Annotated in this window: 21 protein-coding genes and 3 pseudogenes; 16 read left to right on the top strand and 8 right to left on the bottom strand. The window is 64.1% G+C overall.

Annotated features, from left to right (window positions below):
* Positions 1–42 precede the first annotated feature (42 nt).
* From ACVIYL_RS21165 to ACVIYL_RS21180, 4 genes are read right to left on the bottom strand one after another with little or no spacing between them, the layout of a single operon-like run.
* Positions 43–636, bottom strand: coding sequence for a 3-phenylpropionate/cinnamic acid dioxygenase subunit beta (locus ACVIYL_RS21165; RefSeq protein ID WP_456779599.1), 594 nt, complete (start codon positions 634–636; stop codon positions 43–45).
* Between the two features lie 32 nt (positions 637–668).
* Positions 669–1475, bottom strand: a complete 807-nt coding sequence (locus ACVIYL_RS21170) for an SDR family NAD(P)-dependent oxidoreductase (RefSeq protein WP_310880635.1) — start codon at positions 1473–1475, stop codon at positions 669–671.
* Positions 1472–2821, bottom strand: coding sequence for an aromatic ring-hydroxylating oxygenase subunit alpha (locus ACVIYL_RS21175; RefSeq protein ID WP_456779600.1), 1350 nt, complete (start codon positions 2819–2821; stop codon positions 1472–1474). Before ACVIYL_RS21175 ends, ACVIYL_RS21170 begins: the two co-directional genes overlap by 4 nt.
* Before the next feature lie 56 nt (positions 2822–2877).
* On the bottom strand, positions 2878–4113 hold the full coding sequence (locus ACVIYL_RS21180; RefSeq protein ID WP_456779601.1) for an ABC transporter substrate-binding protein: 1236 nt from the start codon (positions 4111–4113) through the stop codon (positions 2878–2880).
* A 130-nt stretch (positions 4114–4243) separates the two neighbouring features.
* Here ACVIYL_RS21180 and ACVIYL_RS21185 point away from each other — a divergent pair, with 130 nt between their 5' ends.
* Entirely contained in the window at positions 4244–5041 is a 798-nt protein-coding gene (locus ACVIYL_RS21185) for an IclR family transcriptional regulator (protein ID WP_456779602.1), read from the top strand.
* Here ACVIYL_RS21185 and ACVIYL_RS21190 read toward each other — a convergent pair.
* Positions 5017–5940 (bottom strand): ketopantoate reductase family protein, encoded by a 924-nt coding sequence (locus ACVIYL_RS21190; RefSeq protein ID WP_253607615.1) that lies wholly within the window; start codon positions 5938–5940, stop codon positions 5017–5019. The genes ACVIYL_RS21185 and ACVIYL_RS21190 overlap by 25 nt on opposite strands.
* Before the next feature lie 199 nt (positions 5941–6139).
* Here ACVIYL_RS21190 and ACVIYL_RS21195 point away from each other — a divergent pair, with 199 nt between their 5' ends.
* Together ACVIYL_RS21195 and ACVIYL_RS21200 are read left to right on the top strand one after the other, a co-directional pair.
* A complete protein-coding gene (locus ACVIYL_RS21195; RefSeq protein ID WP_456779603.1) occupies positions 6140–6955 on the top strand; it encodes an ABC transporter ATP-binding protein in 816 nt (271 codons plus the stop codon).
* A complete protein-coding gene (locus tag ACVIYL_RS21200; RefSeq protein WP_456779604.1) occupies positions 6955–7740 on the top strand; it encodes an ABC transporter permease in 786 nt (261 codons plus the stop codon). Before ACVIYL_RS21195 ends, ACVIYL_RS21200 begins: the two co-directional genes overlap by 1 nt.
* A 482-nt stretch (positions 7741–8222) precedes the next feature.
* Here ACVIYL_RS21200 and ACVIYL_RS21205 read toward each other — a convergent pair.
* Positions 8223–8705 (bottom strand): annotated as a pseudogene (locus ACVIYL_RS21205) (MmyB family transcriptional regulator); the annotation flags it as partial.
* Between the two features lie 3 nt (positions 8706–8708).
* Here ACVIYL_RS21205 and ACVIYL_RS21210 point away from each other — a divergent pair.
* Positions 8709–9158, top strand: a pseudogene (locus tag ACVIYL_RS21210) (NAD-dependent epimerase/dehydratase family protein); the annotation flags it as partial.
* A 72-nt stretch (positions 9159–9230) separates the two neighbouring features.
* On the opposite strand, the gene ACVIYL_RS21215 reads toward ACVIYL_RS21210, so the two are convergent.
* Together ACVIYL_RS21215 and ACVIYL_RS21220 are read right to left on the bottom strand one after the other, a co-directional pair.
* The gene (locus ACVIYL_RS21215; protein ID WP_456779605.1) at positions 9231–10556 is read right to left on the bottom strand and encodes a 4Fe-4S binding protein; all 1326 of its coding nucleotides are present in this window, start codon (positions 10554–10556) and stop codon (positions 9231–9233) included.
* Between the two features lie 218 nt (positions 10557–10774).
* A complete protein-coding gene (locus ACVIYL_RS21220) occupies positions 10775–11224 on the bottom strand; it encodes a cupin domain-containing protein (protein WP_225162591.1) in 450 nt (149 codons plus the stop codon).
* A 182-nt stretch (positions 11225–11406) separates the two neighbouring features.
* On the opposite strand from ACVIYL_RS21220, the gene ACVIYL_RS21225 reads away from it, so the two are divergent.
* From ACVIYL_RS21225 to ACVIYL_RS21280, 12 genes and pseudogenes are all read left to right on the top strand, one after another.
* Positions 11407–12432 (top strand): ABC transporter substrate-binding protein, encoded by a 1026-nt coding sequence (locus tag ACVIYL_RS21225; RefSeq protein ID WP_456779606.1) that lies wholly within the window; start codon positions 11407–11409, stop codon positions 12430–12432.
* Between the two features lie 12 nt (positions 12433–12444).
* A complete protein-coding gene (locus tag ACVIYL_RS21230) occupies positions 12445–13146 on the top strand; it encodes an NUDIX hydrolase (protein WP_438073271.1) in 702 nt (233 codons plus the stop codon).
* A 15-nt stretch (positions 13147–13161) separates the two neighbouring features.
* Positions 13162–13725, top strand: a pseudogene (locus tag ACVIYL_RS21235) (substrate-binding domain-containing protein); the annotation flags it as partial.
* A 378-nt stretch (positions 13726–14103) separates the two neighbouring features.
* Positions 14104–15414, top strand: a complete 1311-nt coding sequence (locus ACVIYL_RS21240) for an ABC transporter substrate-binding protein (RefSeq protein WP_057015073.1) — start codon at positions 14104–14106, stop codon at positions 15412–15414.
* Positions 15415–15436: 22 nt separating this feature from the next.
* Entirely contained in the window at positions 15437–16210 is a 774-nt protein-coding gene (locus ACVIYL_RS21245; protein WP_050385458.1) for an ABC transporter ATP-binding protein, read from the top strand.
* A gap of 4 nt (positions 16211–16214) precedes the next feature.
* Positions 16215–16919 (top strand): ABC transporter ATP-binding protein, encoded by a 705-nt coding sequence (locus ACVIYL_RS21250; protein WP_253607624.1) that lies wholly within the window; start codon positions 16215–16217, stop codon positions 16917–16919.
* A gap of 232 nt (positions 16920–17151) precedes the next feature.
* The gene (locus ACVIYL_RS21255; protein ID WP_057015074.1) at positions 17152–18033 is read left to right on the top strand and encodes a branched-chain amino acid ABC transporter permease; all 882 of its coding nucleotides are present in this window, start codon (positions 17152–17154) and stop codon (positions 18031–18033) included.
* A complete protein-coding gene (locus tag ACVIYL_RS21260; RefSeq protein WP_456779607.1) occupies positions 18030–19040 on the top strand; it encodes a branched-chain amino acid ABC transporter permease in 1011 nt (336 codons plus the stop codon). Before ACVIYL_RS21255 ends, ACVIYL_RS21260 begins: the two co-directional genes overlap by 4 nt.
* Entirely contained in the window at positions 19006–19947 is a 942-nt protein-coding gene (locus tag ACVIYL_RS21265) for a polyphosphate kinase 2 family protein (protein ID WP_253607626.1), read from the top strand. Before ACVIYL_RS21260 ends, ACVIYL_RS21265 begins: the two co-directional genes overlap by 35 nt.
* Positions 19948–20039: 92 nt before the next feature.
* Positions 20040–21053 carry a phosphatase PAP2 family protein gene (locus tag ACVIYL_RS21270; RefSeq protein ID WP_456779608.1) on the top strand — a complete coding sequence of 338 codons (1014 nt, stop codon included), beginning with the start codon at positions 20040–20042 and terminating at the stop codon, positions 21051–21053.
* A 409-nt stretch (positions 21054–21462) separates the two neighbouring features.
* Positions 21463–23022, top strand: a complete 1560-nt coding sequence (locus tag ACVIYL_RS21275) for a 2-isopropylmalate synthase (protein WP_038383406.1) — start codon at positions 21463–21465, stop codon at positions 23020–23022.
* Positions 23023–23340: 318 nt separating this feature from the next.
* The gene (locus ACVIYL_RS21280) at positions 23341–24330 is read left to right on the top strand and encodes a LysR family transcriptional regulator (RefSeq protein ID WP_456779609.1); all 990 of its coding nucleotides are present in this window, start codon (positions 23341–23343) and stop codon (positions 24328–24330) included.
* Positions 24331–24332 lie beyond the last annotated feature (2 nt).

Raw genomic sequence — 24332 nt, forward strand, 5'->3', positions numbered from 1 at the left:
CGCTACCCCTGCTACGCTTGGCCCACTCTGAATTGGCCTCGTTCAGAAGAACGTGGTGAGATTCTTGGCCAGCAGGATGTTCTGTTCAAGCAATATCTCGCGCCGCGCGATCTTCCAGCCATTGTCGGTCAGGCGCAGCGTGTCGTTGCGGCGGCCGACGAAGATGTAGGTCTCGTACTCGACGCGGTTCTGGTAGACGAGGAAGCGGCTAGTGACATCCAGCTCGCGCGCCGCGTCGATATCCGGCTGCGCGCCCTTGATCTGCGCATTGCTGACCATGTGCGTGATGCGCGACAGCGGCTCCTCGGCATAGTGCACGCCGGTCAGGATCTGCTCGACCCGCTTGGTCAATGTCCACTTGTCCTCGTCGAACCAGCTGATGCCTTCGCCGCGTTTGGTGTTCTCGCGCGCGGCCTGCTGGCCGAACTTCACGTTGCGGCGGATCGGCATGAAATAGCTGATGTCATCGGTGAGTAGCTCGAGCCAGTCGCGGAAGCGACGGTCGTCGAGCAAATCGGCCTCATGATAGTAGAAATCCTCGACATCGGCCTTCAGCCGGTAGTAGGCCGCCGATCGCTCGATCGCAGCGTTGCCGGCGTGTTGTTGTTGGTCCTGATCCTGAACGGTCGTCGTCATCGCTATCTCCTCATCAGGCATCGCAGGGGTTGTCAGAGCGCCGGCTTGGGCGGAATCGGTCCGCCCTGCTGGGCGAAGCAGCCGACATCGATCACGGTGCCGGACAGCGTTTCGGCTTCCGGCGACAGCAGGAAGGCGACCACATTGGCGATGTCGTCACCGGCGGCGACGCGGCCCGCGGCGGTGCCCGGCGCGCCCTTGCCGAAACGCGCCGCATCGCCGCCGACACGACCGAGGCTCATGCCGCTGACGATGCCGCCGCCGCCGGGAATCACGGTGTTGACGCGAATACGCTGGTGGAAGAAGTCGTAGGCCATCGCTGCGCTCAGCGCGACAACGCCGCCCTTGCTTGCGCTGTAGACCGCCATGTTCGGCTTGCCCCAGCCGGCGCCGGAGCCGACGTTGACGATCGAGCCGCCGCCTTGCGCGATCATGTGCGGGATCGCGGCGCGGCTGGTCAGATACGGTCCCTTCAGGTTGACGGCGATGATCCGGTCGAACAGCGCCTCGTCGGTGTCGAGCACCGTGCCGAGCGGGCCGATCGCGGCGTTGTTGACGACGCCGTCGATGCGCCCGAACCGCGCCATCGTGTGCGCGACCACCTTGGCGACATCGCCGGCCTGTGACACATCGGCTTCCATCAGTTCGGCGGAGAGCCCTTCGCGATCAAGCTCCTGGCGCAAGGCCGGAATGGCGTTCTGCGCGGTACTCGAGACCTGTGCCGCCTCGAGACCGAACGCGACCACCGCGTGGCCGCGCCTGGCGAGGCCGAGCGTGATCGCGCGGCCGATGCCGAAGGTGCCCCCGCTGACGAGGACGGTTTTTGCGGGCGCGGTCATTCTGCGGCCTGCCGGTTGCCTGCGGGCGATCCGAGCAACTCGTGCCAATCGCCGCTCTGCATGTAGGTGGTCCAGCGGCGATAGAAGCCGCGCGCGATCTGCTCGGTGACTTGGGTCGAGACATCGCCGCCGAGCGGATGGTCGGTGACGTAGGCGCCCATCGACTGCTGATAGTTGAAGGGATAGCGCCGCGCCACCGTGCCGGTGCTCGCCGCGGTCGCATAGAGCCAGTTCTCCATGTCGTCCTGTTCGGTCATGCCGGCGGGGCCGGAGTAGCGCATGTAGTAGCGGCGCAGATATTCCTTGGCTTCCTTCGGCGCGTCCTTGTCGACCAGGAAGAAGCGCCAGCCTTCGGTCGAGGTCGGGCTGTGCGGATGCCACGCGCAAAGTCCGCGCGGCTGGCGGCCGTGATAGGAGGTGTTGGGGAAGATCGTGCCGACGAACGGCAGCAGCCGCGCCCCTTCGCCGAGCCGCCGCTTGCGTTCCTCGAAACAGTGCCGGAAGTATTTTTCGAGGATCGGGTTGTCGAGGAAGGACTCGATGTATTCATTGGCCTCCGGCTGGATCGCGCTGTGCACGCCATGGCCTTCCGGAAAGCTGATCCAGACGTGCTGCGCCTTCTCCAGCTCGTCGTCGCGGCGGCCCTTCTTGCCGGCGGCAGCGCTCGGGCCTATGCCGATCAGGTCAACCGAGCGATGACTCGGGTTGTGATAGGTGTCGCCGAGGAAATTCTCGGCGGCGAATTTCCAGTTGGCGGGGAACACCCATTTGTGGACGCCGATCACCTCGGAGCCGCCCTCGCGGCCGTCGCGGCAGTCGAGCGCCTGGTCGAGATGGATCTTGGCATCGCCGAGATAGGTGATGAAGTCGGGCGCGTCCTTGTCCCAGGTCGCCCAGATCGAGCCCTTGTAGTTGCAGAGCTTCGCCACCGAGACCAGCGAGTTGGCCTCGCGGTCGAGCACCCCGTCATACAGCGTCCGGTGCAGCGGAACGCCCTGCAGCTTGCCGTCGGTGGTGTAGGTCCAGCTGTGATAGGGGCAGGTGAACAGCGACGTGTTGCCTTGTTCGTAGCGGCACACCTTCATGCCGCGGTGCCGGCACGAATTCAGAAAGACGTGGATCTCGCCCTTCTTGTCGCGGCAGAGGATCACGGATTCTTCGCCCATCCGCGAGGTGTAGAAATCGCCGGGATTGGGCACCAGGCTTTCGTGCCCGACCAGCAGCCAGGCGCGCGTGAAGACCTTGTCGAGCTCCTGCCGATAGATATCGGCGTCCACGAAGATCTCGCGGCTGATGAAGCCACCCTTGACGTCAACAAGCTGATCGAAATCGTTGCGAAGCGGCATCGGCTCCTCCTTGTCTGGCCTGCGCGACCGTCAGTCGCGGTGAATGATGGTGCGTCCTACTTGTCGAGCTTGCAGCCGCCGGTTCCCTCGGGGCGGAACGCCTTGTCGCCGGGGATGGCCGCGATCTTCTGGTAGTAGTCCCAGGGATATTTGCTCTCGTCCGGCTTCTTCACGCGGTAGAGCGAGAGGTCGTAGACGACGCGGCCGTCTTTGCGGATGTGCGCGGGGCGGCCGAAGAAATCGACCGGCAGCTTGCGCATCTCGGCGTTCACCGCCTTCGCCTCGTCGCTGCCGCCGGCCTCGATCGCCTTCAGATAGTGGCGCACGGCGGCGTAGGTCGCGGCCTGCAATTTGGTCGGTTCACGCTTCTCGATCTCGATGAAGCGCTTGGCGAAGGCGCGGGTGCCGTCGTCATCATCCCAGTAGTATTGGGACGCGATGTACATGCCCTGCGCGTCGCGCAGGCCGATCGAATGGACGTCGGAGATGAAGGTCAGCATGCCGACGATGGTCTGCCCGCCCTGTTGCAGGCCGAATTCGTGGGTCTGCTTCACCGCGTTGACGGTGTCGGCGCCGGTGCCGGCCAGCGCCACCACCTTGGCGCCGGAGCTCTGCGCGGCCAGCAAAAAGGATGAGAAGTCGGTGGTGTTGAAGGGATAGCGCACCGCGCCGAGCACCTTGCCGCCCGTATCGGTCACCGCGCGCGAGGCGTCCTTCACCATCGCGGTGCCGAACGAGTAATCGACCGCGACGAAGAACCATTCCTTGCCGACGCGGCGGCTCAGCTCGCCGACCAGGCCGGCCGACAGTGCGTAGGTGTCGTCGGCCCAATGCGTGACGACGGGCGAGCATTTGTCGCCGGTCAAATCGGACGTCGCGGCGCCCGAGACCAGCGTGGTGCGGTTGCTCTGCGTTGCAAGGCCGGCGACGGCGAGTCCGACCGAGCTCACGGCGAGATCGGTCACCGCGTCGACATGCTCGACGTCGAACCATTGCCGCGCGATTCCGACCGCGACGTCCGGCTTGTTCTGGTGATCCGCCGAGATGATCTCGATCGGCTTGCCCAGCACCTTGTTGTGAAAATCCTCAGCGGCAAGCTTGGCGGCGGTCACCGAGCCCGGCCCGCCGAGATCGCGGCCGCTGCCGTAGTCACCCAGCACCGCAATCCGCACTACGCCGTCCGAGATGCCTGAGCCGTCGGGGGCGGCGTGCGCCAGCGGCGCCGAAAGCATCAGCGTGGCGATCGCGGCGGCGGCCGATCTGCGCGAGGCGTTTGTCTGCAGCAATTCCAATCCTCCCGTCGATTTTCACATGTCCATCTAGTGGACATTATTCTCATAATTTGCGATACTAGCCGCGCGGGCCGATTGGTCAACCGCGCTGGATGCAGCGCGCCCCTGCCGATTTTGCGGATGTAGACGGATGGCAAAGAAACCGAAGGCGGAAGTTCACGACGCCGAGCAGGGGGCGTCAGGCGTGCGGGCGGTCGACCGCGCCATCGCGATCCTGCAATGCTTCACGCCGGATCAGCCGGCGATGAGCGTGATCGAGATCCAGAAGCGGGTCGGGTTGAGCCGGCCGACGCTCTATCGCCTGCTACAGACGCTGGCGCAGCGCGACCTGATCCAGGCCGAAGGCGACCCACAGCGTTTCCGGCTGTCGCACGGCGTGATGAAACTGGCCCATGTGTGGCTGAAGGGTCTCGAGGTGGTCGCGATCGCCCGCCCGGTCGTCGAGGGCCTGCGCGAGGCGACCGGCGAGACCGCAGCGTTGTTCCGCGAGCAGGACGATCGCGGCATCTGCATCCTCGAATGCGAGAGCCGTCACGTGCTCTCGATCAGCCGAGGCGTCGGCCACAGTCTGAGTTTGATCCAGGGATCGACCGGCAAGGCGATGCTGGCCTTCATGGACCCGACGCGGCAGGCCGCGCTTCTTGCCAGCATTGCAAAGAGCGCGGATCGTGCGCGGCTCGAGGACGCGCTGAGCTTTGCGCGGCGCAACGGCTATGCGACCAGCCATGGCGAGATCTTCGCCGGCGCGGTCGCTGTCTCCGCGCCGTGTTTCGATCACCGCGGCGAGGTGGTCGGTTCGGTCGGCCTCTACGGACCGAGCGCGCGCATCGACGAGCGGAAGCTATTGGAATATTCAAAGCTGGTGCGCGAGGCCGGCCGGCAGATTTCGGTTCTGCTGGGCTATCAGGACGGCGCGCCCATCGCATAGGGCTTCAACACCGCATAGAGCATGTCGTGCGTCGGCGTCGGGACGCCGAGCTTGCGGCCGAGCTCGACCACCTTGCCGTTCAGCCACGGCAGTTCGAGCCGGTTGCCGCGCTCGAGATCGAGCGCCATGGAGGCCTTCATCGCCGGCGGCGCGTGTCCGATGAAGTCGAGCACTTTCGTCAGCGCATCCGGCGGCAGCTTGATGCCGCTGGCGTGCGCGACGGCGATGATCTCCTCGCAAGCCGATACGAAGAGCGGGCGCAAATCGGGATCGTCGCGCAGCTTGCCGATCGGCAGCCGCGTGACCGCGGTCATGCCGGCATTGGTGGCGAGGCCGACGAACTTCATCCAGAGCTCGGTGTTGATCTGCTCGCTCAAGGTCGCGTCGAAGCCGGCCTTCAGGCAGAGATCGAGCAGCGCCTTGCCGCGCGGTGTGATGCGGCCGTCGAGCTCACCGAAGATCATGCGCATGAAGGTGCCGACCTGGTTGATGACGCCAGGCTTGATGATCGAGGCCGAGATCTGCGCCACGCCGCCCATCACGGCGTTGCGTCCCAGGATCGGGACCAGCCTGTCGGGCGCGTCGATACCGTTCTGCAGCGGGATCACCGCGGTGTCGGGGCCAACCATCGGCCTGATGTGTTGGCCGGCGCTCTCGACGTCCCACAGCTTGACGCAGAACAGCACGATATCGACCGGGCCGACGCTTGCCGGATCGTCGGTCGCCTGGGTCGGGACCAGATGGGTTTCGCCGCGGCCGCCCTGAACCTTCAGCCCCTCGCTGCGCATGGCGGCCAAATGAGCGCCGCGCGCGATAAAGGTGACGTCCGCGCCGGCATGCGCGAGCGCCGCACCAAAGCCGCCCCCGACGCCTCCGGCGCCCACCACTGCGATCCGCATGATTGTCTCCTTGTCCGTCGCTTTGGCCCGCAGCCTCGACGATGTCGGCGCAATGCGCAACCCGGTTGCGCAATTGAGCAACCCTGGCCTGTCTGAAAATCGCGTGACCACAGCCTTGTTTGCTAGGCCATCTTCCTGCGTTGACTTGCCCGCCCGAACCGCTAAGCCATCTCGGAAAGTTCGGGAGGGATGCGAGGCGATGACGGAGCCGACGGCGGTCGCGCTTGACAGTGCGACGGTGGCGTTTCGGTTGGCGGATGGACGCGTCTATACCGCGGTCGAACAGGCCAATCTTTCGGTTGATCATGGCGAGTTCGTCGCCATTGTCGGACCGACTGGATGCGGGAAATCGACGCTACTTAATGTCACGGCCGGGCTGCTCAAGCCCGCGGCCGGAACGGCAAGGATCTTCGACAAGCCGCTGAGCGGCCTCAACCGTGATGCCGGCTACCTGTTCCAGGCCGATGCACTGTTCCCCTGGAAGACCGCGATCGACAATGTCGCGATCGGGCTCGAGATATCAGGCACGCCGCGCGCCGAGGCGCTCGCGCGCGCACAGAAATGGCTGACCTCGGTCGGGCTCGGCGCCTTCGCCAATCGCTATCCGCACATGCTGTCGGGCGGCCAGCGCAAGCGTGTTGCGCTGGCGCAGGTCCTGATCCGCGATCCGAAGATCCTGCTGATGGATGAGCCGTTCGGACCGCTGGACGCCCAGACCCGGCAGATCATGGGCAATCTGCTGCTGGAATTGTGGAGCGCCGACCGCAAGGCGGTGCTGTTCGTTACCCACGATCTCGAGGAGGCGATCGCGCTGGCCGATCGCGTCGTGATCATGTCGGCCGGTCCTTCCGCGCGCATCATCGGCGACTGGCGCGTCACGCTGCCGCGGCCGCGCGACATCGCCGAGGTCCGGATGGAGAATGATTTCCATGCCCTGCACCGCGAGATATGGGGCGTGCTGAAGGACGAGGTGATGAAGGGCTATGTCCAGTCGACGCAGGCGGGAGCTGCCTGATGTCGCGCGTCACGCTGCTGTCCCTGCAGGTTCTCGTTGCCGTCGTCACGCTGGTACTGTGGCAGCTCTTCTCCACCGTGCCGGTGTTCGGCAAGGTGCTGCTGCCGCCGTTCTTCTTCTCCAATCCGGTCGACGTCTTCAGCCAAATCGTGAAATGGTTCTCGACCGGGGTGATTTGGAAGCATCTCGCGATCACGCTGTGGGAATCCATCCTCGCCTTCGTGATCGGCTCGGCCGGCGGCATTCTGGTCGGCTTCTGGTTCGCGCGCCAGCCGCGCGTCGCCGCGGTGTTCGATCCCTATGTGAAAATGGTCAACGCGTTGCCGCGCGTGGTGCTGGCGCCGATCTTTGCGCTGTGGTTCGGGCTCGGCGTCTGGTCCAAGGTCGCGCTCGGCGTGACCCTGGTGTTCTTCATCGTGTTCTTCAACGTCTACCAGGGCGTCAAGGAAGTACCGACCACGGTGCTCGACAATGGCCGCATGCTCGGCATGAACGAGCGGCAGCTGATGCGCCACGTCTACTGGCCGTCGGCGCTGTCCTGGATGTTCTCCTCGCTGCACACCTCGGTCGGCTTTGCGGTGGTCGGCGCGGTGGTCGGCGAATATCTCGGCTCCGCCGCCGGCCTCGGCTACCTGATCCAGCAGGCCGAGGGCGTCTTCGACGTCGCCGGCGTGTTCGCAGGCATGTTCGTGCTGTCGGCCTTCGTCATCCTGATCGACATGGGCGTGACGATGGTCGAGAATCGGCTGCTGGTGTGGCGGCCGACGCCGGTGACGCGGGACTAGGGCACAAGCTTGGCGCGTCCGGAACGAAAGAGGCCCCCAGCGTTGGTGGCCTCTCCGCATTCAAGACGCGAAAGGATCAGGTCTTGTATCCTTGACTGGTGCACCACCATGAGGTGCCCCAGCTATCATGGCCTAACTTGAGCAGGAATTCCCGGCATTCGTTGTAGCTGTGGAAACGTTGGACGAGACGTGGCGCGCACGGCACCGGCGCCGGATTGGGCCAGCTGCTGGTGACGGAGCAACCAGACGGGTGCGTTTCCGCGGCGGCCTGCGTGATGACCTTGCGCTTGTTCTCAGCATTCGCAGATGCAATCGAAACGATTGCGACAGCTAGGCCTGCGACGCAAAGTGACGAGGCTTTCATGTGGCAATCTTCTCCCATCCACCGTTGGCTCGGTAGTGGGGCACTATACCATAGGTCGCATCAAAGGAGCGCTTCAATTCGCGTTTCGCTTCGTGAACGGCGCCGACGATATGTCCGTTCATTTCGCCGGTGCGGCGTTCATCAACCCGCGAATCTTCTCCGCCACCTCGGGGTCGATCGGATTGTAGACGATCATGCTGAGGTCGGGCCGGCCGTCGACCGCGAACGCCGAATATTCGAACTTGACCGGGCCCAGGATCGGATGCCGAAGCTGCTTGACGCCTTCGCCGTGCGTTCGCACGTCGTTGTCGCGCCACAGCGCCGCGAATTCCGGACTGAGCCGGCAGAGCTCGTCGACGAACGGCTGCACCTCGGCTGCGGCACCGGCACGTGCCGCGTCCACCCTGAAGGCGCCGACCACGAAGCGCGCCACGCTGGCCCAGTCATGTTGTGCCGCGCGGACGCGCGGATCGAGGAACATGAAGCGCAGCACGTTGCGCTCGCGCGGCGGCAGCGATCCGTAGTCCGTCAGCATCACGGTCGCGGCCCGATTCCAGGCGACGATATCCCAGGTTGCGGTGCGTATCACGGCGGGGCGCGGAACGGCGTCCGCGCGTCGGCCATGCGTCTTCCCCAGGTTCACGATCCTGTCAGGCAGGGTCTCATCACCCCCTTGATCGCGGTGTACCGCGAAAAGGGCGTGTGCGCCTATCTCGGCGACGGGCAAAATCGTTGGCCGGCGGCGCATGTTCTCGACGTGGCGCGTCTCTACCGGCTGGCCATCGAAAAGGCTGAGCCGAACGCGAGGTATCATGCCGTCGCGGAAGAGGGGGTCTCGATGCGCGATATTGCCGAAACGATCGGACGGCGGCTGAAGCTGCCGGTCAAATCCATCGCCCCGCAAGAGGCGCAAGCCTTCTTTGGCTGGCTCGGCACGTTCGCGGCATACGACATGGCGGCTTCCAGCGAGCAGACGCGCAGGAAGCTTGGATGGCAGCCGACCGGGCCGGGGTTGATTGCCGATCTCGAACAGCTGGTCTATTCCGCGCAATAGGAAGCAGCGCAGTAGGATGCGTAGGGTGGGATAGCCGAAGGCGTAAGCCACCCGACGCATCTACGCTGCGGCTCAGAGCGGGAAGCACCGCATGTAGGCGGCGAACAATGCTTCGTCGCTGTAGCTCACCAGCTTCGCGGCAATCGCGTCGGCCAGTTCGAGGTCGCGGTTCTGCACGCGCAGCCAGGCCTGGGAATCGGCGGTGATGGTCAGAGCCGCCTCTCCGACATGCCGTCCCGGCACCACCTGGAGATCTTTGCCCTTGATCGCAACGGTCATGTCCAGCGCGCTCGTGCCGGTGAAGCGCAGATGCGTCACGAAATCCAGACCTCGGGCCCTGCCGCGCTGGAATCCGAGCGAGAGCGAAAAGATATAGGCCTGCAGGCTGCCGGTATGGCGGCCGGACGTGACATGCTGAAGCTTTTTGTGCGGAAAGCGCCGCGTCACCGTGTCCTCGGCGTCGGTATCCGGGATCACGTAGACGAACTCGTCCTTGTCGATCAGCGGCTGCACCACATCGGAGAAGTGGGCGTCGCGATCGTGGAGGAAGGGGCCGATCACGTCTTCGCCGGCCGGGCAGGCCGAAATGCAATAGGCCGCCTTGTAGCCAGGCTTGAACGACAGCGATTGCCAGATGTTTAGCGTCTCGGTGCGGGGAACGCGGGCACGATAATCCCTTGCGTCCTTTGCATCCGCGACCTTCTCCACCCATTGCGAGAAGTTGCCGAGAAAGTCGTGATAGTTGTGGGTGTGGCAGGACAGGAAGTCGAAGCCGCCGTCGGGCTTGATGGCGCCGACCGGGCAGGCGGCGACGCACAATTTGCACTCCAGGCAGGGATTGTAGTCGATCGGATGGTCATGGGCGTCGACCTCGCATCCGAGCAGGATGGTGCCGAGCAGGACGAAGCTGCCGAATTTCGGGTGGATGACGCTGCGATGGATTCCCATGCGGCCGAGACCGGCCTCCACCGCGATCGGCTTGTGCTGAACCATCATGATCCTCGGCAGATCCATCTCCATCGGGAACGCGGCAACCGAGTTGCAGGCCGGGATGCCGTGCTCGTCGAGCGCGCGAACGATGGCGCGCGCGGTTTCGTTGACGTGATCGTAGGTGCTGTGGAATTCCTCGTTGGCGACCGAGCGCGAGGGCGAGCGCACCGGCTCGCGGTTCATGTGGCAGACGATCGCGAGCAGGGAGCGCGTCCGGCCATAGACCTTGCGAATGAAGTCCCGCTGCGGCGCGATGGCGGCCCGTTCGAACTCGATGATGCCGACATCATCAGCTCCGCATCGCCGCGCGATATCCTTGATCAGTTCCGATGAAACCGGGACGTCGCGGACCGGTTCGCTGCTGCGAGCGCGCACAGCCCTGACCGTGGGGTGATCGTCCAGGCTCATGGGTCTAGCTTTCTATGAAATGACGATTGTCATCCTATGGAGCGAACGAACTTGAGGCAAGTGAATTATCTGTCAAGTGTCATGTCATGGAACCGGCGCTGGCGCGCGCGACTTTCGTCATTGCGAGGAACGAAGCGACGAAGCAATCCATGGGTCCGCCTATCCGGAGAGATGGATTGCCTTCGCTTCGCTCGCAATGACGTTGAGGATGGCCGTAATCAATCCAGCAGCTTGGTATCATCCGGCGCCTGCGGCGGCGTCTTGATCGCGATGGCCTTGATGGCGCGGCCGTTCGGCTTGGTGCCGCCATGCGGCGTGCCCTTCGGGATCACGATCAGGTCGCCCGGCTTCACCGTCACTTCCTTGTCGCCGAGCCAGACCGTGCCGGTGCCTTCGAGGACGAACTGCATCTCGTTGGTGTTGGGATGCATGTGCTTCGGCACATTGCCGTCCTGGATAGAGACGGTGGCGCCGTCGGCGGAGACGAACATCTTGGAACGGAAGCCGACCTTGTTGGCGTCGCCGAGCTTGTCGCCCTCCATCTCGCCGGTGTGGATGACCTGCGCCGTGATGTTTTCGGCGGCGAGCGCCGGCCGCAGCAAATGGGTGATGCCACAGCCCGCGGCAAAGGCGGTAGCGATCGACAGCGCGGTTGCAATACGATTCATGAAGACCTCCCTTGATGTTTCCCTTGAAGTATTCTTGGTGCTTATGGTTTTGGCGCTTCTTCTGCGTTTTCTTGTATCCGCGATGCTATGCCGCCCCCGCAGGCTTGACCAGCTGTCGGAAAGTCGCCTTCTCAAGGCCTGCCGGCTCCTCTATCTTGCCGGCCAGTCGAACGGAGGACGTCATGAACAAACTGCTTGGCAAGCTTGCCGGAATGCTGCTGGCGCTGACCCTGTCCACGGGCCTTGCCGCGGCGCAAAGCAAGATCACCATCGCGGTCGGGGGCGGCGCTTGCCTGTGCTATCTGCCCACCGTGCTGGCCAAGCAACTCGGCGAATACGACAAGGCCGGGCTCGCGGTCGAACTGGTCGACCTCAAGGGCGGCTCGGATGCGCTCAAGGCCGTGCTCGGCGGCAGCGCCGACGTCGTCTCCGGCTATTTCGACCACTGCGTCAATCTTGCGGCCAAGAAGCAGGAGCTGCAGGCCTTCGTGGTCTATGACCGCTATCCCGGCCTCGTGCTGGTGGTGTCTCCGAAGCACACCGGCGAGATCAACTCGATCAAGGATCTCGCCGGCAAGAAGGTCGGCGTCAGCGCGCCGGGCTCCTCGACCGATTTCTTCCTGAAATATCTCTTGAAGAAGAACGGCCTCGATCCTACGGGCACCGCCGTGATCGGCGTCGGCCTCGGCGCCACTGCGGTGGCGGCGATGGAGCAGGGCCAGATCGACGCCGCCGTGATGCTCGATCCTGCCGTCACCGTGCTGCAGGGCAGCTACAAGGACCTCAAAATTCTCAGCGACACCCGCACCCAGCACGATACGCTTGCAGTGTTCGGCGGCGAATATCCCGGCGGCGCCCTGTATTCGACCGCGGCCTGGGTCAACGGCCACGAGAAGGAGGTGCAGGCGCTGACCAACGCGATCATGGCGACGCTGGCGTGGATCCATTCGCACAGCGCCGAGGACATCATGGCCAAGATGCCGGATGAGATCGTCGGCAAGAACAGGGCGCAGTATCTCGCCGCGCTGAAGAACACGATTCCGATGTATTCGGAAACCGGCAAGATGGACCCCAAAGGCGCGGAAGCTGTGCTCGCGGTGTTCAGCGAAGGGTCACCCGATGTCGCGAAGGCCGGCATCGACGTCACCAAGACCTACACCAACAAGTTCGTCGATCAGGCCAAGAAGACCACCGGAAGCGGAAAGTAAACGCGTACGGACATGCAGTCTCCGCTCATTTGTCGTGTCACCGCGCTCGACCTTGCCTTGCAGCGGCGTCCCTGGCCGTTCGCGGACGAGCGGCGCGCCGAGATCGACGCGCATTTCGCCGAGCAGCAGCGGCTGAACCCGAACCTGTGGAACGGCCGCGTGCTGCTCGGGCGCGATCCGGTCTTCGCCGGCGAGCGGCTTAGCGCGAGCTATTTCGAGACCGATTTCGCGAGCTTCCTCGCCTGGCGCGACTGGGGCTTTCCGGACCACGAGGTGTTCAACGGTTTCGGCATGGGGGCGCTGCTCGCCAGCGACGGCGCCTTCGTGTGCGGGGTGATGGGCGAGCAGACCGCGAATGCCGGACGCATCTATTTTCCCTCCGGCACGCCCGACCTCGACGATATTAGGGGCGACACGGTCGATATCGCCGGCAGCGTGATGCGCGAGCTCGAGGAGGAGACGGGACTGTTGCCGTCGGATTGCCGCGGCGACGCCGACTGGCACTGCATCTACACCGGGCCTGCGCTTGCAATGATGCAGATCCTGCGCGTCGATATGCCTGGTGACGCGTTGCGGGCGCGGATCGAGGCCAATCTCGCGCGCCAGGCAAATCCCGAGCTTGCCGGCATCCATCTGGTGCGCAGCCGCGCCGATCTCACTCCGGCAATGCCGCGCTTCGTCACCGCGTTCATCGAGACGCAGCTGCCGGCCTAGGCAAAGGAATGCGCAATGACCGGTCAAGCCACCGCTGCCGCCGCATTGACACCGGCAATCGCCGACGGTCCTAAAACGATCAAGGTCATCATTTCGGGTGGCTTCGCCGCGGTCTACCGAGACGTGCTGCCTGAATTCGAGCGGAGCACGGGCATCAGGGTGGAGACTGGATCTGGCGCGTCGGAGGGCACTGGTCCGAAGACGATCAGGCACCAGCTCGCGAACGGCACCAAAGCGGACGTGGTTATCCTTTCGCGTGAGGGACTTCGAAGTCTGATCGAAGATGGCCGAATTCGTGTGGGATCGGAAGTCGGACTGGCGACCGCACCTTTGGCCGCGGCGGTTCGGGCGGGCTCATCCAGGCCGGACATCGGCAATGATGTCGCGCTCAGGCAGGCTTTGATCGACGTCGGCGAGGTGGTGGCGCCGAGCAGCACGAGCGGACAGTACGTCCGCGACAAGGTTTTCCCCAGGTTGAACTTGCCGGACACGGTCAGGCTCACCCTCGAGACACGCGGAACCGAGGCGGCCGAAGCGCTGAGAGCAGGCAAGGCAAATCTCTCGATCGGCCCGACCAGCGAACTGGTTCAGGAGAGCGGCATCGAAGTTGTCGGCCTGCTGCCGCCAGATCTCCAGCTGGTCCCAGACCTTCACGGCCGCGATCGTCAGCGACGCGCAAGCGCCGGAAGCAGCCAAGCGCCTGATCGATTTTCTTGTCTCGGACAGCGATATTTTGCTCACGGCCATCAAACGGGCCGGCATGGAACGGCCCCGCGGATAAATTGCCGCGGCCAAGCGCACGCCCGAGCGCCGCGCGTCGGCACCGTTCCGCCGAAACCTTGCGCAAGCCTGCGCGGTGCGGACGCAGCCATCGCGCTTGACATCATCGGCCGCTCCCCCTGTGATAGGGTCGCACGACAACAAAAAATGCAGTGCACAATCTCTGGGGAGGGATTCATGCCGGTCAGGAGGGCTGCCCGCTGGCTTGCGGGTCTATCTGTCGCGCTTGCGGCGCTTGCTGTGGCCAATGCAGCGCATGCGCAGGACAAGAAGATCAAGATCGGCGTGATCTTCGATTTGACCGGCCCGCTGGCCGGCGGCGGCTCCGAGCTGCAATACACCGGCGTCAAGATCATGCTCGACCATTACGCCAAGACCGGCGTCGAGGGTTACAAGGTCGAGGCCGTCTATGCCGACGCGCAGAGCAAACCCGACATCGCGATCAACGAGGCCGTCCGCCTGCTCGAGCAGGAAAAGGTCGACATGGTGATGGGCTTCTTCTCCTCGGCGCAATGCGTGCCGGTGTCGGCGCGGGTCGAGCAGATGAAGAAGTTCATGTGGATCACGACCTGCATTTCCTCCGGCGTGTTCGACGGCAAGAACTACAAATACGTGTTCCGTCCGCAGGCCGCCGGCAACCAGTACGGCATGATGACGACCGACTTCATCGCGCAATACTCCATGTCCAAGTTCGGCAAGGAGCCGAAGGATCTCCGCGTCGCCATCATCCATGAGGACGGCGCCTATGGCGTCGACGTCTCCAAGGGCAATGAGGCCGGCGCCAAGAAGGCCGGCTTCAACATCGTGCTCAAGGAGGGTTATTCGGCGACCGCGCCCGATCTGTCGGCGCTGGTGACCAAGCTGAAGCGCGCCAAGCCCGACGTGATCTTCCACACCGGCTACAATCCGGACATTACCCTGCTGTTCCGCCAGGCCCGCGAGCAGGGATTGAAGTTCGGCGCCATTGTCGGCCATGGCGCGGGCTACGGCGTCTACGAAAAGCTGAAGGAAGGGCTCGGCACCGACGCCAACTATCTCTTCAACACCGACCCGATCTCGATCTGGCTTGCCAACCAGAAGAACATGGATCCCAAGCTGCCGCCGGTCATCAAGATGGTCGGCGAGGAGTTTGACCGGCTGAAGCCCGGCGTGCCGATCCGATCCGCCCATGTCGGCATCGGCGCGGCCAACGCCTATGTCTTCCTCGACGACGTCTTGCCGCGCGCGATCAAGAAGTATGGCGGCGTCGATCCGGATGCGCTGCGCAAGGCCGCGCTCGACACCGACATACCCGAGGGCGGCACCATGCTCGGCTACGGCGTGAAGTTCTACGGCGAGGGAGAGCAGTATGCCGGGCAGAACGCGCGCTCGTTCCCGGTGGTGCTGCAATATATCGACGACAAATCCTATGTGGTGTGGCCGAAGAGCCAGATGCAGCGCGAGACCGAGCTGCCGCTGCCGGCCGGCACCACCTACAGCTACAAATAGCTCGCTCGCGAAGGGAACTGCCGTGCTCGCCGTCGAAGGCCTGGTCAAGCGGTTTGGCGGCTTTCGTGCCGTCAACAACGTGTCGTTCCGCGTCGAGCAGGGCGAGATCCTCGGCCTGATCGGCCCGAACGGCTCCGGCAAGAGCACGATCTTCAACATGCTGTCGGGCACCTTGCCGCCGACCTCCGGCTCGATCCTGTTCGACGGCCACGAGATCGCGGGGCTCGCCCCGCACCGGATCATCAACCGTGGCATCGGCCGAACCTTCCAGATCCCGCGGCCGTTCCATCGCCTCAGCATCTTCGAGAACGTCGTGCTCGCCGGCTTCTACGGCCAGGGCCGCCACAGCCGCGGCAAGGCCGAGGAGGCGGCCGAGCGGGCGCTCGCGATGGTCGGGCTGCCGACCGATCGTCACGCCAGCGTCGAGGGCCTGGGCGCCGCCGGGTTGAAGAAGCTCGAGCTCGCCAAGGCGCTCGCCACCGGCCCGAAGCTGTTGCTCGCGGATGAGAGCCTTGGCGGCCTTGACGAGGCCGAGATGGACCAGGCCGCCGACATGCTGCGCCGGATCCGCGACGAGCTCGGCATCACCATCATCTGGGTCGAGCACATCATGGGCGTATTGATGCGCGTGGTCGATCGCGTGATGGTGCTCGATCACGGCGAGAAGATCGCCGAGGGCCTGCCGGCCGATGTCGCCGGCGACGCAAGAGTGATCGAGGTCTATCTCGGCACCGATGCGGATGCGAGCCTCGCAGCCGCGGCCGCAGCCCAGGCGCGGCGCCGGATCGGGGCGTGAGCGCATGCTGGAATTGAAATCGATCGACGCGGGCTATGGCAGCTTCCAGGCGCTGTTCGACGTCAGTCTCGACGTCAAGGCGGGCGAAGCGGTCGGCGTGATCGGCCCGAACGGCGCCGGCAAGACCACCCTGATGCGGGTGATCTCAGGGTTGATCCGCCCGATCAGGGGCACGATCGCGATGGAAGGCGTGAACGTCATCGCGACACCTCCGCATCGCATCGTCAGCCTCGGGATCGCGCATGTGCCGGAAAATCGCCGGTTGTTTCCCCGGCTCACCGTCGCCGACAACCTGAAGATGGGCGCCTACATGCCCGGTGCCCGCGCGCATTACGCCGAGCGGCTCGACTTCGTGTTCGAGCTGTTTCCGCGCATGAAGGAGCGCCAGCACCAGATGGCCGGGACGATGTCGGGCGGCGAGCAGCAGATGTGCGCGATCGGCCGTGCGCTGATGTCGAACCCGAAACTGCTGCTGCTCGACGAGCCGTCGGCTGGCCTCGCGCCGGTCGTGGTGCAGCAGGTGTTCGAGCTCGTCAAGCGCATCCGCTCAAGCGGGCTGACGGTGCTGATCGTCGAGCAGAACGTGCAGCAGGTGCTGCGCGTGGTCGACCGCGCCTATCTGCTGGAAGCCGGCAGCATCCGCGCCGCCGGGTCAGCGGCGGAGCTCGCGGCGAGCGACACCATCAAGCAGGCGTATTTGGGGGTGTGAGGGGGTAATGATCGTGAATCGAGCAAGCGCACTCACATATTTCCCCGTCATCCCCGGACGAACGCGTTTGCGTTCGCTCGGGAGGTGCGCGCTCTTGCGCGCCTCGAAGGATGAATCGGCCACAGACGGGCCGTGCATCCTTCGAGGCTCGCTCCGCTCGCACCTCAGGATGACGGTTGCGCTAGTTCGAGTTCGGCCAGATGACGACGCCTCGGTCTAAGGCGGAGCCACCATGCAATCCTTCCTCGACATCTTCGACATCTACCTGCTGGAGGCCGTCATCAACGGCATCCTGCTCGGTGGCGTGCTGGCGCTGCTTGCGCTCGGGCTCAACCTGATCTTCGGCGTCATCGACGTAACCTGGATCTGCTACGCCGAGCTCGTGATGATCGGCATGTACGGCATGTACTATCTCGTGCAGTATTACGGCCTGCCATACTGGGCGGCGGCGCCGCTGGTGATCCTGCTGGTGGCGCTGCTCGGCGCCGCGCTGCATTTCTTCGTGATCGCCCCGCTCCTGACCGCTCCGCCGATCAACCAGCTGCTCGCCACCGGCGGCGTGCTGTTCATCCTGCAGAGCTTTGCCACCGTCGCCTTCGGCATCGACTTCCGCAATCTCGGCATCCGCCTGCCGGTGCTCGCACTCGGCGAGATGAATTTCAGCTACGCGCGATTGCTGTCGTTCGCCGCCGCGCTGCTCGGCATGATCGGCGTCTATCTGTTCCTGACCCGCACCTTCACCGGCACCGCGATCCGCGCCATCGCGCAGGACCGCCAGATCATGCCGCTGATGGGCGTCGATCCCAAGCGCATCTATCTCGTCACCTCGGCGATCGGCGGCGGGCTCGCCGGCCTCGCCGCCTGCCTCCTGGTGCTGCAATATGACGTGCATCCGTTCGTCGGCCTGTCATTCGGGCCGATCACCTTCCTGATCTGCGTGCTCGGCGGGCTCGGCAATTTCATCGGCGGCTTCATCGCCGCCTTCGTGTTCGCCGAGATCATCTCGCTCGGCGGCCTGTTCTCCGATCTCGAATGGGGTTACGTGCTGGCCTTTGCCTTCTTCATCGTCATGATGTTCATCCGGCCCGCGGGCCTCCTGGCGAGGCGCTCGTGAACAGGCAAGCCGCCGGCTGGATCATCGCGCTGATCGCGCTCGTCGCGGTGCCCTTCGTGCATCGCGATCCCTATCATCTGCACGTGCTGGTGCTGATCCTGATCTGGTCGTTCGCCTACACCTCGTGGTCGATCATGGGGCGCTTCGGCCTGGTCTCGCTCGGCCATGGCGGCTTCATGGGCATCGGTGCCTATGTCACCGCGCTGCTGTGGAACCATCTCGGCGTGTTGCCCTGGATCGGCATTCCCCTCAGCATGGTAACCGCCGGCGTGCTCGCGCTCGTCGTCGCCTATCCCTGCTTCCGCTTCCGCATCACCGGGCATTATTTCGTGCTGGTGACGCTGGCGCTGTCGGGCATCGTGCTGCAGGTCATCACCGCGACCCGGGACTATACCGGCGGCTCGCTCGGCTACACCCCGCAGCGCGCCCCGAGCGGCAAGGGGCTGCTCGCGCTGCAATTCGACGAGAAGACCACCTGGTATCTGATCGCGCTCGCGGTCTGGCTCGCCGGCCTCGTGATCTGGCGCGCGATCGATCGCAGCATGATCCGCCATGCCATGGAGGCGATCTCGGAAGACGAGGATGCCGCCGCCGCCGCGGGCGTCAACGTCACCGCCGAGAAGCTCAAGATCACCCTGATCAGCGCGCTGATGACCGCGCTGTCGGGCGCGCTCTACTGCCAGTACCAGATGTTCATCTCGCCCGACACGGTGAGCGGCATCGCGGTCTCCCTGCAGATGGTGTTCGCGGCGATCGTCGGCGGCGTCTATGTCGCGCTGGGACCGACGGTCGGCGCCGTCATCACCATCGTGCTGGCCGAGGTGCTGCGCATCTCTTTCGGCACCAAGGCGGTCGGCTGGGACAATCTGGTCTATGGCGTGCTGCTGGTTCTGTTCATCATCTTCCTGCCCAAGGGCATTCTTGGTAGCGTGATCGACCGGATCAAATCGCCACGCAAGCCGTCGAGAAGCCATGAGCAACAAACCGTCCCCGTCGCTCGCCGATGAACTGAAGCCCTTCGTCGCGCCGTTCCGCTTCGACGGGTCGGGCGAATTTCACCTCAAATCGTATCCGACCGCCGAGAAGGGCGGCATCGACAAGGACGCCGGCGGCAAGATCATCGAGGCCAACCGCAAGCGGCTCAACGACTTCCAGGAGAAGCTCTACGCCCAGGACCGCTGGTCGCTGCTGCTGATCTTCCAGGGCATGGATGCCGCCGGCAAGGATTCCGCGATCAAGAGCGTGTTCGAGGGCGTCAATCCGCAGGGCTGCGAGGTTTCCTCCTTCAAGCAGCCTTCGACCAGGGAGCTCGACCACGACTTCATGTGGCGCGCCATGATCGCGCTGCCGGAGCGCGGCCGCATCGGCATCTTCAACCGCTCCTATTACGAGGAGTGCCTGGTGGTGCGGGTGCATCCGGAAGTGCTCGACAAGCAGAAGATCCCGAAGAAGCTGGTGACCAAGGACATCTGGCGCGAACGCTTCGAGGACATTGCGTCGATCGAGCGCTATCTGTCGCGCAACGGCACCGTGATCCTGAAATTCTTCCTCAACGTCTCCAAGGAGGAGCAGCGCCAGCGTTTCCTCGACCGGCTCGAGGAGCCGGCCAAGAACTGGAAGTTCTCGATGGCCGACGTCGCCGAGCGCAAGCTGTGGGCCAAATATCAGGCCGCCTATCAGGACATGATCCATCACACCGCAACCAAAGAGGCGCCCTGGCACATCGTGCCGGCCGACCACAAATGGTTCGCCCGCGTCGTGATCGGCTCGACCATCGTCAACGCCCTCGACGGGCTCGACCTGAAATTCCCCGAAGTCGACAAGGCCGACTTGAGCGAATTCAAGCGCGTCCGCGCGGCGCTGGAGGCGGAAGGCAAGGGCGGGGCGGGCGAGAAGACGTCTGCAAAGAAGTAGGCGCCGCGTCCCATGTTTGTCGCATGCGGATATTCCCAGCGCGTACCGGCCGCTCGCAAGGCAATCTTAATGAATTGACGCAACATGGGGGCATGACAACCACAGATTTAGCGACAGGCAGTCACAACGCGAACGATGTCGCACTGAGGGGCGTGCTATGGGCGCCTGTCCTGCTGTTCCTGGCTGGTTGCTTTGCTGCCTTCCATTGGTCCGGATTCCGGCACGTCGATGTCAATTGGGCCGGCTATGGCGGGATGGCAGCGATCTTGCTCAGCGCCTACCTCGTGACAAAGGGACTGCGAATCCAATTCGTCCAATTGTTCATAAACTGCTGGTCGCAGAATCTGGTGGTTGCGATCGCCGCGACGATGTTGACCTATGCCGCCGCGACAGTCGGCCGTCCCTTGATCGACGACCAATTGCTGCGTGCTGATCAGCTGATCGGATATGATTGGAGAGCTTATGCGGGGTTCTTCGCGGGCTCGGACACGATGGTCCGCATCGTGAGCGAATTCTATAACTCGATTTTTTATCTACCCAATGTTGTGATCCTGGCGCTGGCCATCAAGAAGGATGTCAAGACGCTTGAGAAATTCATCCTGGCGGCGATCATATCACTGCTGCTGACGATTGGGATTTTTGCCCTGGTTCCGGCCACCACGGCGTGGACCCATCTGCATCTCAGCGATACCGAGATATCCTCGTTCCGGAATTTGCCGCTGTCGTCCGACGGCTGGATCGACGAGCTGATCCGGATTCGCGAAGGAAGCCTCAGAAGCCTGCGCAATTTCCAGGGCAAGGGACTGATCGCGTTTCCTAGCTTCCATTGCGCGGCAGCCCTGATCCTGATCTGGGCAAGCTGGAACATCCGCTGGCTGCGCATCCCGATGACGCTCGTCAATCTGGGCATGATCCTGGCAACGCCGATCGTCGGCGGTCACTACGTCGCGGACCTGATCGGCGGTCTGGTGATCACGATCGTGTCCGTGATCCTCGCTGGTTGGCTTCACACCTGGATGCAGCGGCACGTGGCTGTGGTCCGGCGAGGAGCATGGGCGATGATACCCGCGGTGCAACGAGCTGAGCCCCGGGCGGAAGTCAGGTGAGAGCGATCGCGCCCCCGCCATGCGGCAACGATAGGTCAATCCACCTGACCATCTTTACCCATTGCGGCGGCTTGCCATAATCGTCTAGAACGACGGCGCACAGCGCGTCCCGGCAACCAACCGTCAATGGTTTTGCCCGAGAATTTTGGCGCTCAACAGGGTCTGGCAATGCTGATTCGCGGCCAAATTGATGGGATTTCGGGGGAGGTGGCCCAGGCTACCGCCACGATTCCTGCCGCAGCGCCCACCCTGCTTATTGGCGGCCTTCTTCTTACCTGCCCCTGAGGGCCGGCTGGGCGTTTGCGCCTGGGCACTCAGGGGTTTGTACGAGATCACCGAACCCTGATATCGCCCAGGTAATTGCTCAAGGAGCAACATGACGGGCGCAAAGCTTAAAGGAATTTCTGACATGGCCACCGCGAACAAGTCCGAGAAGGACCGCGTCATCATTTTCGACACCACCTTGCGCGACGGCGAGCAGTGCCCCGGCGCCACCATGACCTTCGAGGAGAAGCTCGAGGTCGCCGAACTCCTGGACGACATGGGCGTCGACGTCATCGAGGCCGGCTTCCCGATCACCTCGGAAGGCGATTTCCAGGCGGTCAGCGAGATCGCCCGCCGCTCCAAGAACTCGGTCATCGCGGGCCTGTCCCGTGCCCATCCGGCCGACATCGACCGCTGCGCCGAAGCCGTGAAGTTCGCCCGCCGCGGCCGCGTCCACACCGTGATCGCGACCTCGCCGCTGCATATGCGGGTGAAGTTGAACAAGACCCCCGAGGAGGTCATCGAGACCTCGGTCGCGATGGTCGCCCGCGCCCGCAACCAGATCGACGACGTCGAATGGTCGGCCGAGGACGGCACCCGCAGCGAGATGGACTATCTGTGCCGGATCGTCGAAGCGGTGATCAAGGCCGGCGCCACCACGGTGAACATCCCCGACACCGTCGGCTACACGGTGCCGGAGGAATACACCCACTTCATGCGCACGCTGATCGAGCGCGTGCCGAATTCCGACAAGGCGATCTTCTCGGTGCATTGCCACAACGACCTCGGCATGGCGGTCGCGAACTCACTGGCCGGCGTCGTCGGCGGCGCGCGGCAGGTCGAGTGCACCGTCAACGGCATCGGCGAGCGCGCCGGCAATGCCGCGCTGGAAGAGATCGTGATGGCGATCAATGTGCGGAACGACAAGTTTCCGTTCTGGAACAAGATCGACACCACGCAGCTCACCCGCGCCTCGAAGGTGGTGTCCGCGGCCACCTCGTTCCCGGTGCAGTACAACAAGGCAATCGTCGGCCGTAACGCGTTCGCGCATGAGAGCGGCATCCATCAGGACGGCGTGCTGAAGGACGCCTCGACCTACGAGATCATGCGGCCCGAGATGGTCGGCCTGAAGCAGTCCTCGCTGGTGCTCGGCAAGCATTCCGGCCGCCACGCCTTCATCCACAAGCTGGAGGAGATGGGCTACAAGCTCGGCGCCAACCAGCTGGAGGATGCCTTTACGCGGATGAAGGCGCTGGCCGACCGCAAGAAGGACATCTACGACGAGGACATCGAGGCGCTGGTCGACCAGGAGATGGCGGCCGCGCACGACCGCATCAAGCTGACCTCGCTGACCGTGATCGCCGGCACCCACGGCCCGCAGCGCGCGACCATGAAGCTCGACGTCGACGGCCAGATCAAGATCGAAGAGGCCGAGGGCAACGGCCCGGTCGACGCCGTCTTCAACTGCATCAAGCGCCTGGTGCCGCACGAGGCCAAGCTGGAACTCTATCAGGTGCACGCGGTGACCGAAGGCACCGACGCGCAGGCCGAAGTCTCGGTGCGTCTGGCCCATGAAGGTCGCTCGATGACTGCCCGCGCCGCCGATCCGGACACGCTGGTCGCCTCCGCAAAGGCCTATCTCGGCGCGCTGAACAAGATCGTGATGAAGCGCCAACGCGACGTCCCGGCCAAGGCTGCGGGCTGACGAGCGCGGTCGACCGACAGGTTGAAACGCGGCGCCCCGGCGCCGCGTTTTTCGTTCGGGCGTGCAGATCTAGAGCGAGAGTCCTCCGTCATTGCGAGCGTAGCGAAGCAATCCATCTCTCCGATTCCTGATACATGGATTGCTTCGTCGCTTCGCGCCTCGCAATGACGGCGGTAGTTGGCCAGATTGGAATAAAATTAGATCATTCCGGTTACCGTTGGAATCATTTACCAATATTCCGCTCCATCCCGCACTGCTTTGGAATCTTCCGCGCCATCTCCAGCGCTACGCTGCGTTCTTTCCTGGGGAACGCCGTCCATGCCGATCTCCTCCATCGTGACAGACCTTCCGCGCGCCGCCACGCCGGCGGAGACCGCGCTGACGCGCCGGGTCGACCTGACAACGCTTCGCCTGTTCGTCGCGGTCTGCGACGAGCAGAACCTCACCCGCGCCGCGCAGCGCGAGGGGATCGCGGCGTCGGCGGTGTCGAAGCGGATGAACGATTTCGAGCTGGCGTTCGGCGTCACGCTGTTCAAGCGGCTCGCCAAGGGCATGGCGCTGACGCCGGCCGGCGAGGCGCTGCTGCACCACGCCCGGGTGACGCTGCTCAATGTCGAGAAGATCGCGGTCGAGCTGTCGGAATATTCGCAAGGCGTGCGCGGCCATGTCCGCATGCTCGCCAACCTCTCGGCGATCGTGCAATACCTGCCCGAGGATCTCTCCGCCTTCTTCGCCGCGCATGAATTGCTCCGCGTCGATCTGCAGGAGCGGCCGAGCGGGCAGGTGGTGCGCGGCATCGAGGAGGGCGCGGCCGAGATCGGCATCTGCTCGGCCGAGGCCGACAGCCGCGCGCTCGAGGCCTTCCATTATCGCTACGACAATCTGGTGGTGGTGATGCGCGCCGACCATCGGCTGGCCGGCCGCGAGACATTGCTATTCACCGAGACGCTCGATTTCGACCATATCGGCTTGCACACCGCGAGCTCGATCTATCTGCGCTCGCAATATGCGGCGACGCAAGCCGGCAAGGCGATGCGGCTGCGCATCAATGTGCCCGGCTTCGATGCGGTCTGCCGCATGGTGCAGGCCAATATGGGGCTCGGGCTGATCCCCGGCCGCGCCTTCGAGGTGGTCGGCGCCGGCATGGGCCTTCGCGCGATCCCGCTGCGCGACGATTGGGGACGGCGCGAGCTGAAGATCGTGGTCCGCGACACCGCGCATCTGTCGGCAACCAGCCGTCTGATGCTGGACTATCTGCGGGCGATCGAAACGGATCGGGTCGGCCGGGTTGGCGGACGGGCCAGCTAAGC

The sequence above is a fragment of the Bradyrhizobium sp. USDA 3315 genome, from assembly GCF_054056795.1.

Bases quoted from the DNA above. Each gene is read 5' to 3' on its own strand.
- ACVIYL_RS21165 (WP_456779599.1), bottom strand. From the start codon at position 636: ATGACGACGACCGTTCAGGATCAGGACCAACAACAACACGCCGGCAAC.
- ACVIYL_RS21170 (WP_310880635.1), bottom strand. From the start codon at position 1,475: ATGACCGCGCCCGCAAAAACCGTCCTCGTCAGCGGGGGCACCTTCGGC.
- ACVIYL_RS21175 (WP_456779600.1), bottom strand. From the start codon at position 2,821: ATGCCGCTTCGCAACGATTTCGATCAGCTTGTTGACGTCAAGGGTGGC.
- ACVIYL_RS21185 (WP_456779602.1), top strand. From the start codon at position 4,244: ATGGCAAAGAAACCGAAGGCGGAAGTTCACGACGCCGAGCAGGGGGCG.
- ACVIYL_RS21190 (WP_253607615.1), bottom strand. From the start codon at position 5,940: ATGCGGATCGCAGTGGTGGGCGCCGGAGGCGTCGGGGGCGGCTTTGGT.
- ACVIYL_RS21195 (WP_456779603.1), top strand. From the start codon at position 6,140: ATGACGGAGCCGACGGCGGTCGCGCTTGACAGTGCGACGGTGGCGTTT.
- ACVIYL_RS21200 (WP_456779604.1), top strand. From the start codon at position 6,955: ATGTCGCGCGTCACGCTGCTGTCCCTGCAGGTTCTCGTTGCCGTCGTC.
- ACVIYL_RS21215 (WP_456779605.1), bottom strand. From the start codon at position 10,556: ATGAGCCTGGACGATCACCCCACGGTCAGGGCTGTGCGCGCTCGCAGC.
- ACVIYL_RS21220 (WP_225162591.1), bottom strand. From the start codon at position 11,224: ATGAATCGTATTGCAACCGCGCTGTCGATCGCTACCGCCTTTGCCGCG.
- ACVIYL_RS21225 (WP_456779606.1), top strand. From the start codon at position 11,407: ATGAACAAACTGCTTGGCAAGCTTGCCGGAATGCTGCTGGCGCTGACC.
- ACVIYL_RS21230 (WP_438073271.1), top strand. From the start codon at position 12,445: ATGCAGTCTCCGCTCATTTGTCGTGTCACCGCGCTCGACCTTGCCTTG.
- ACVIYL_RS21240 (WP_057015073.1), top strand. From the start codon at position 14,104: ATGCCGGTCAGGAGGGCTGCCCGCTGGCTTGCGGGTCTATCTGTCGCG.
- ACVIYL_RS21250 (WP_253607624.1), top strand. From the start codon at position 16,215: ATGCTGGAATTGAAATCGATCGACGCGGGCTATGGCAGCTTCCAGGCG.
- ACVIYL_RS21255 (WP_057015074.1), top strand. From the start codon at position 17,152: ATGCAATCCTTCCTCGACATCTTCGACATCTACCTGCTGGAGGCCGTC.
- ACVIYL_RS21265 (WP_253607626.1), top strand. From the start codon at position 19,006: ATGAGCAACAAACCGTCCCCGTCGCTCGCCGATGAACTGAAGCCCTTC.
- ACVIYL_RS21270 (WP_456779608.1), top strand. From the start codon at position 20,040: ATGACAACCACAGATTTAGCGACAGGCAGTCACAACGCGAACGATGTC.
- ACVIYL_RS21275 (WP_038383406.1), top strand. From the start codon at position 21,463: ATGGCCACCGCGAACAAGTCCGAGAAGGACCGCGTCATCATTTTCGAC.
- ACVIYL_RS21280 (WP_456779609.1), top strand. From the start codon at position 23,341: ATGCCGATCTCCTCCATCGTGACAGACCTTCCGCGCGCCGCCACGCCG.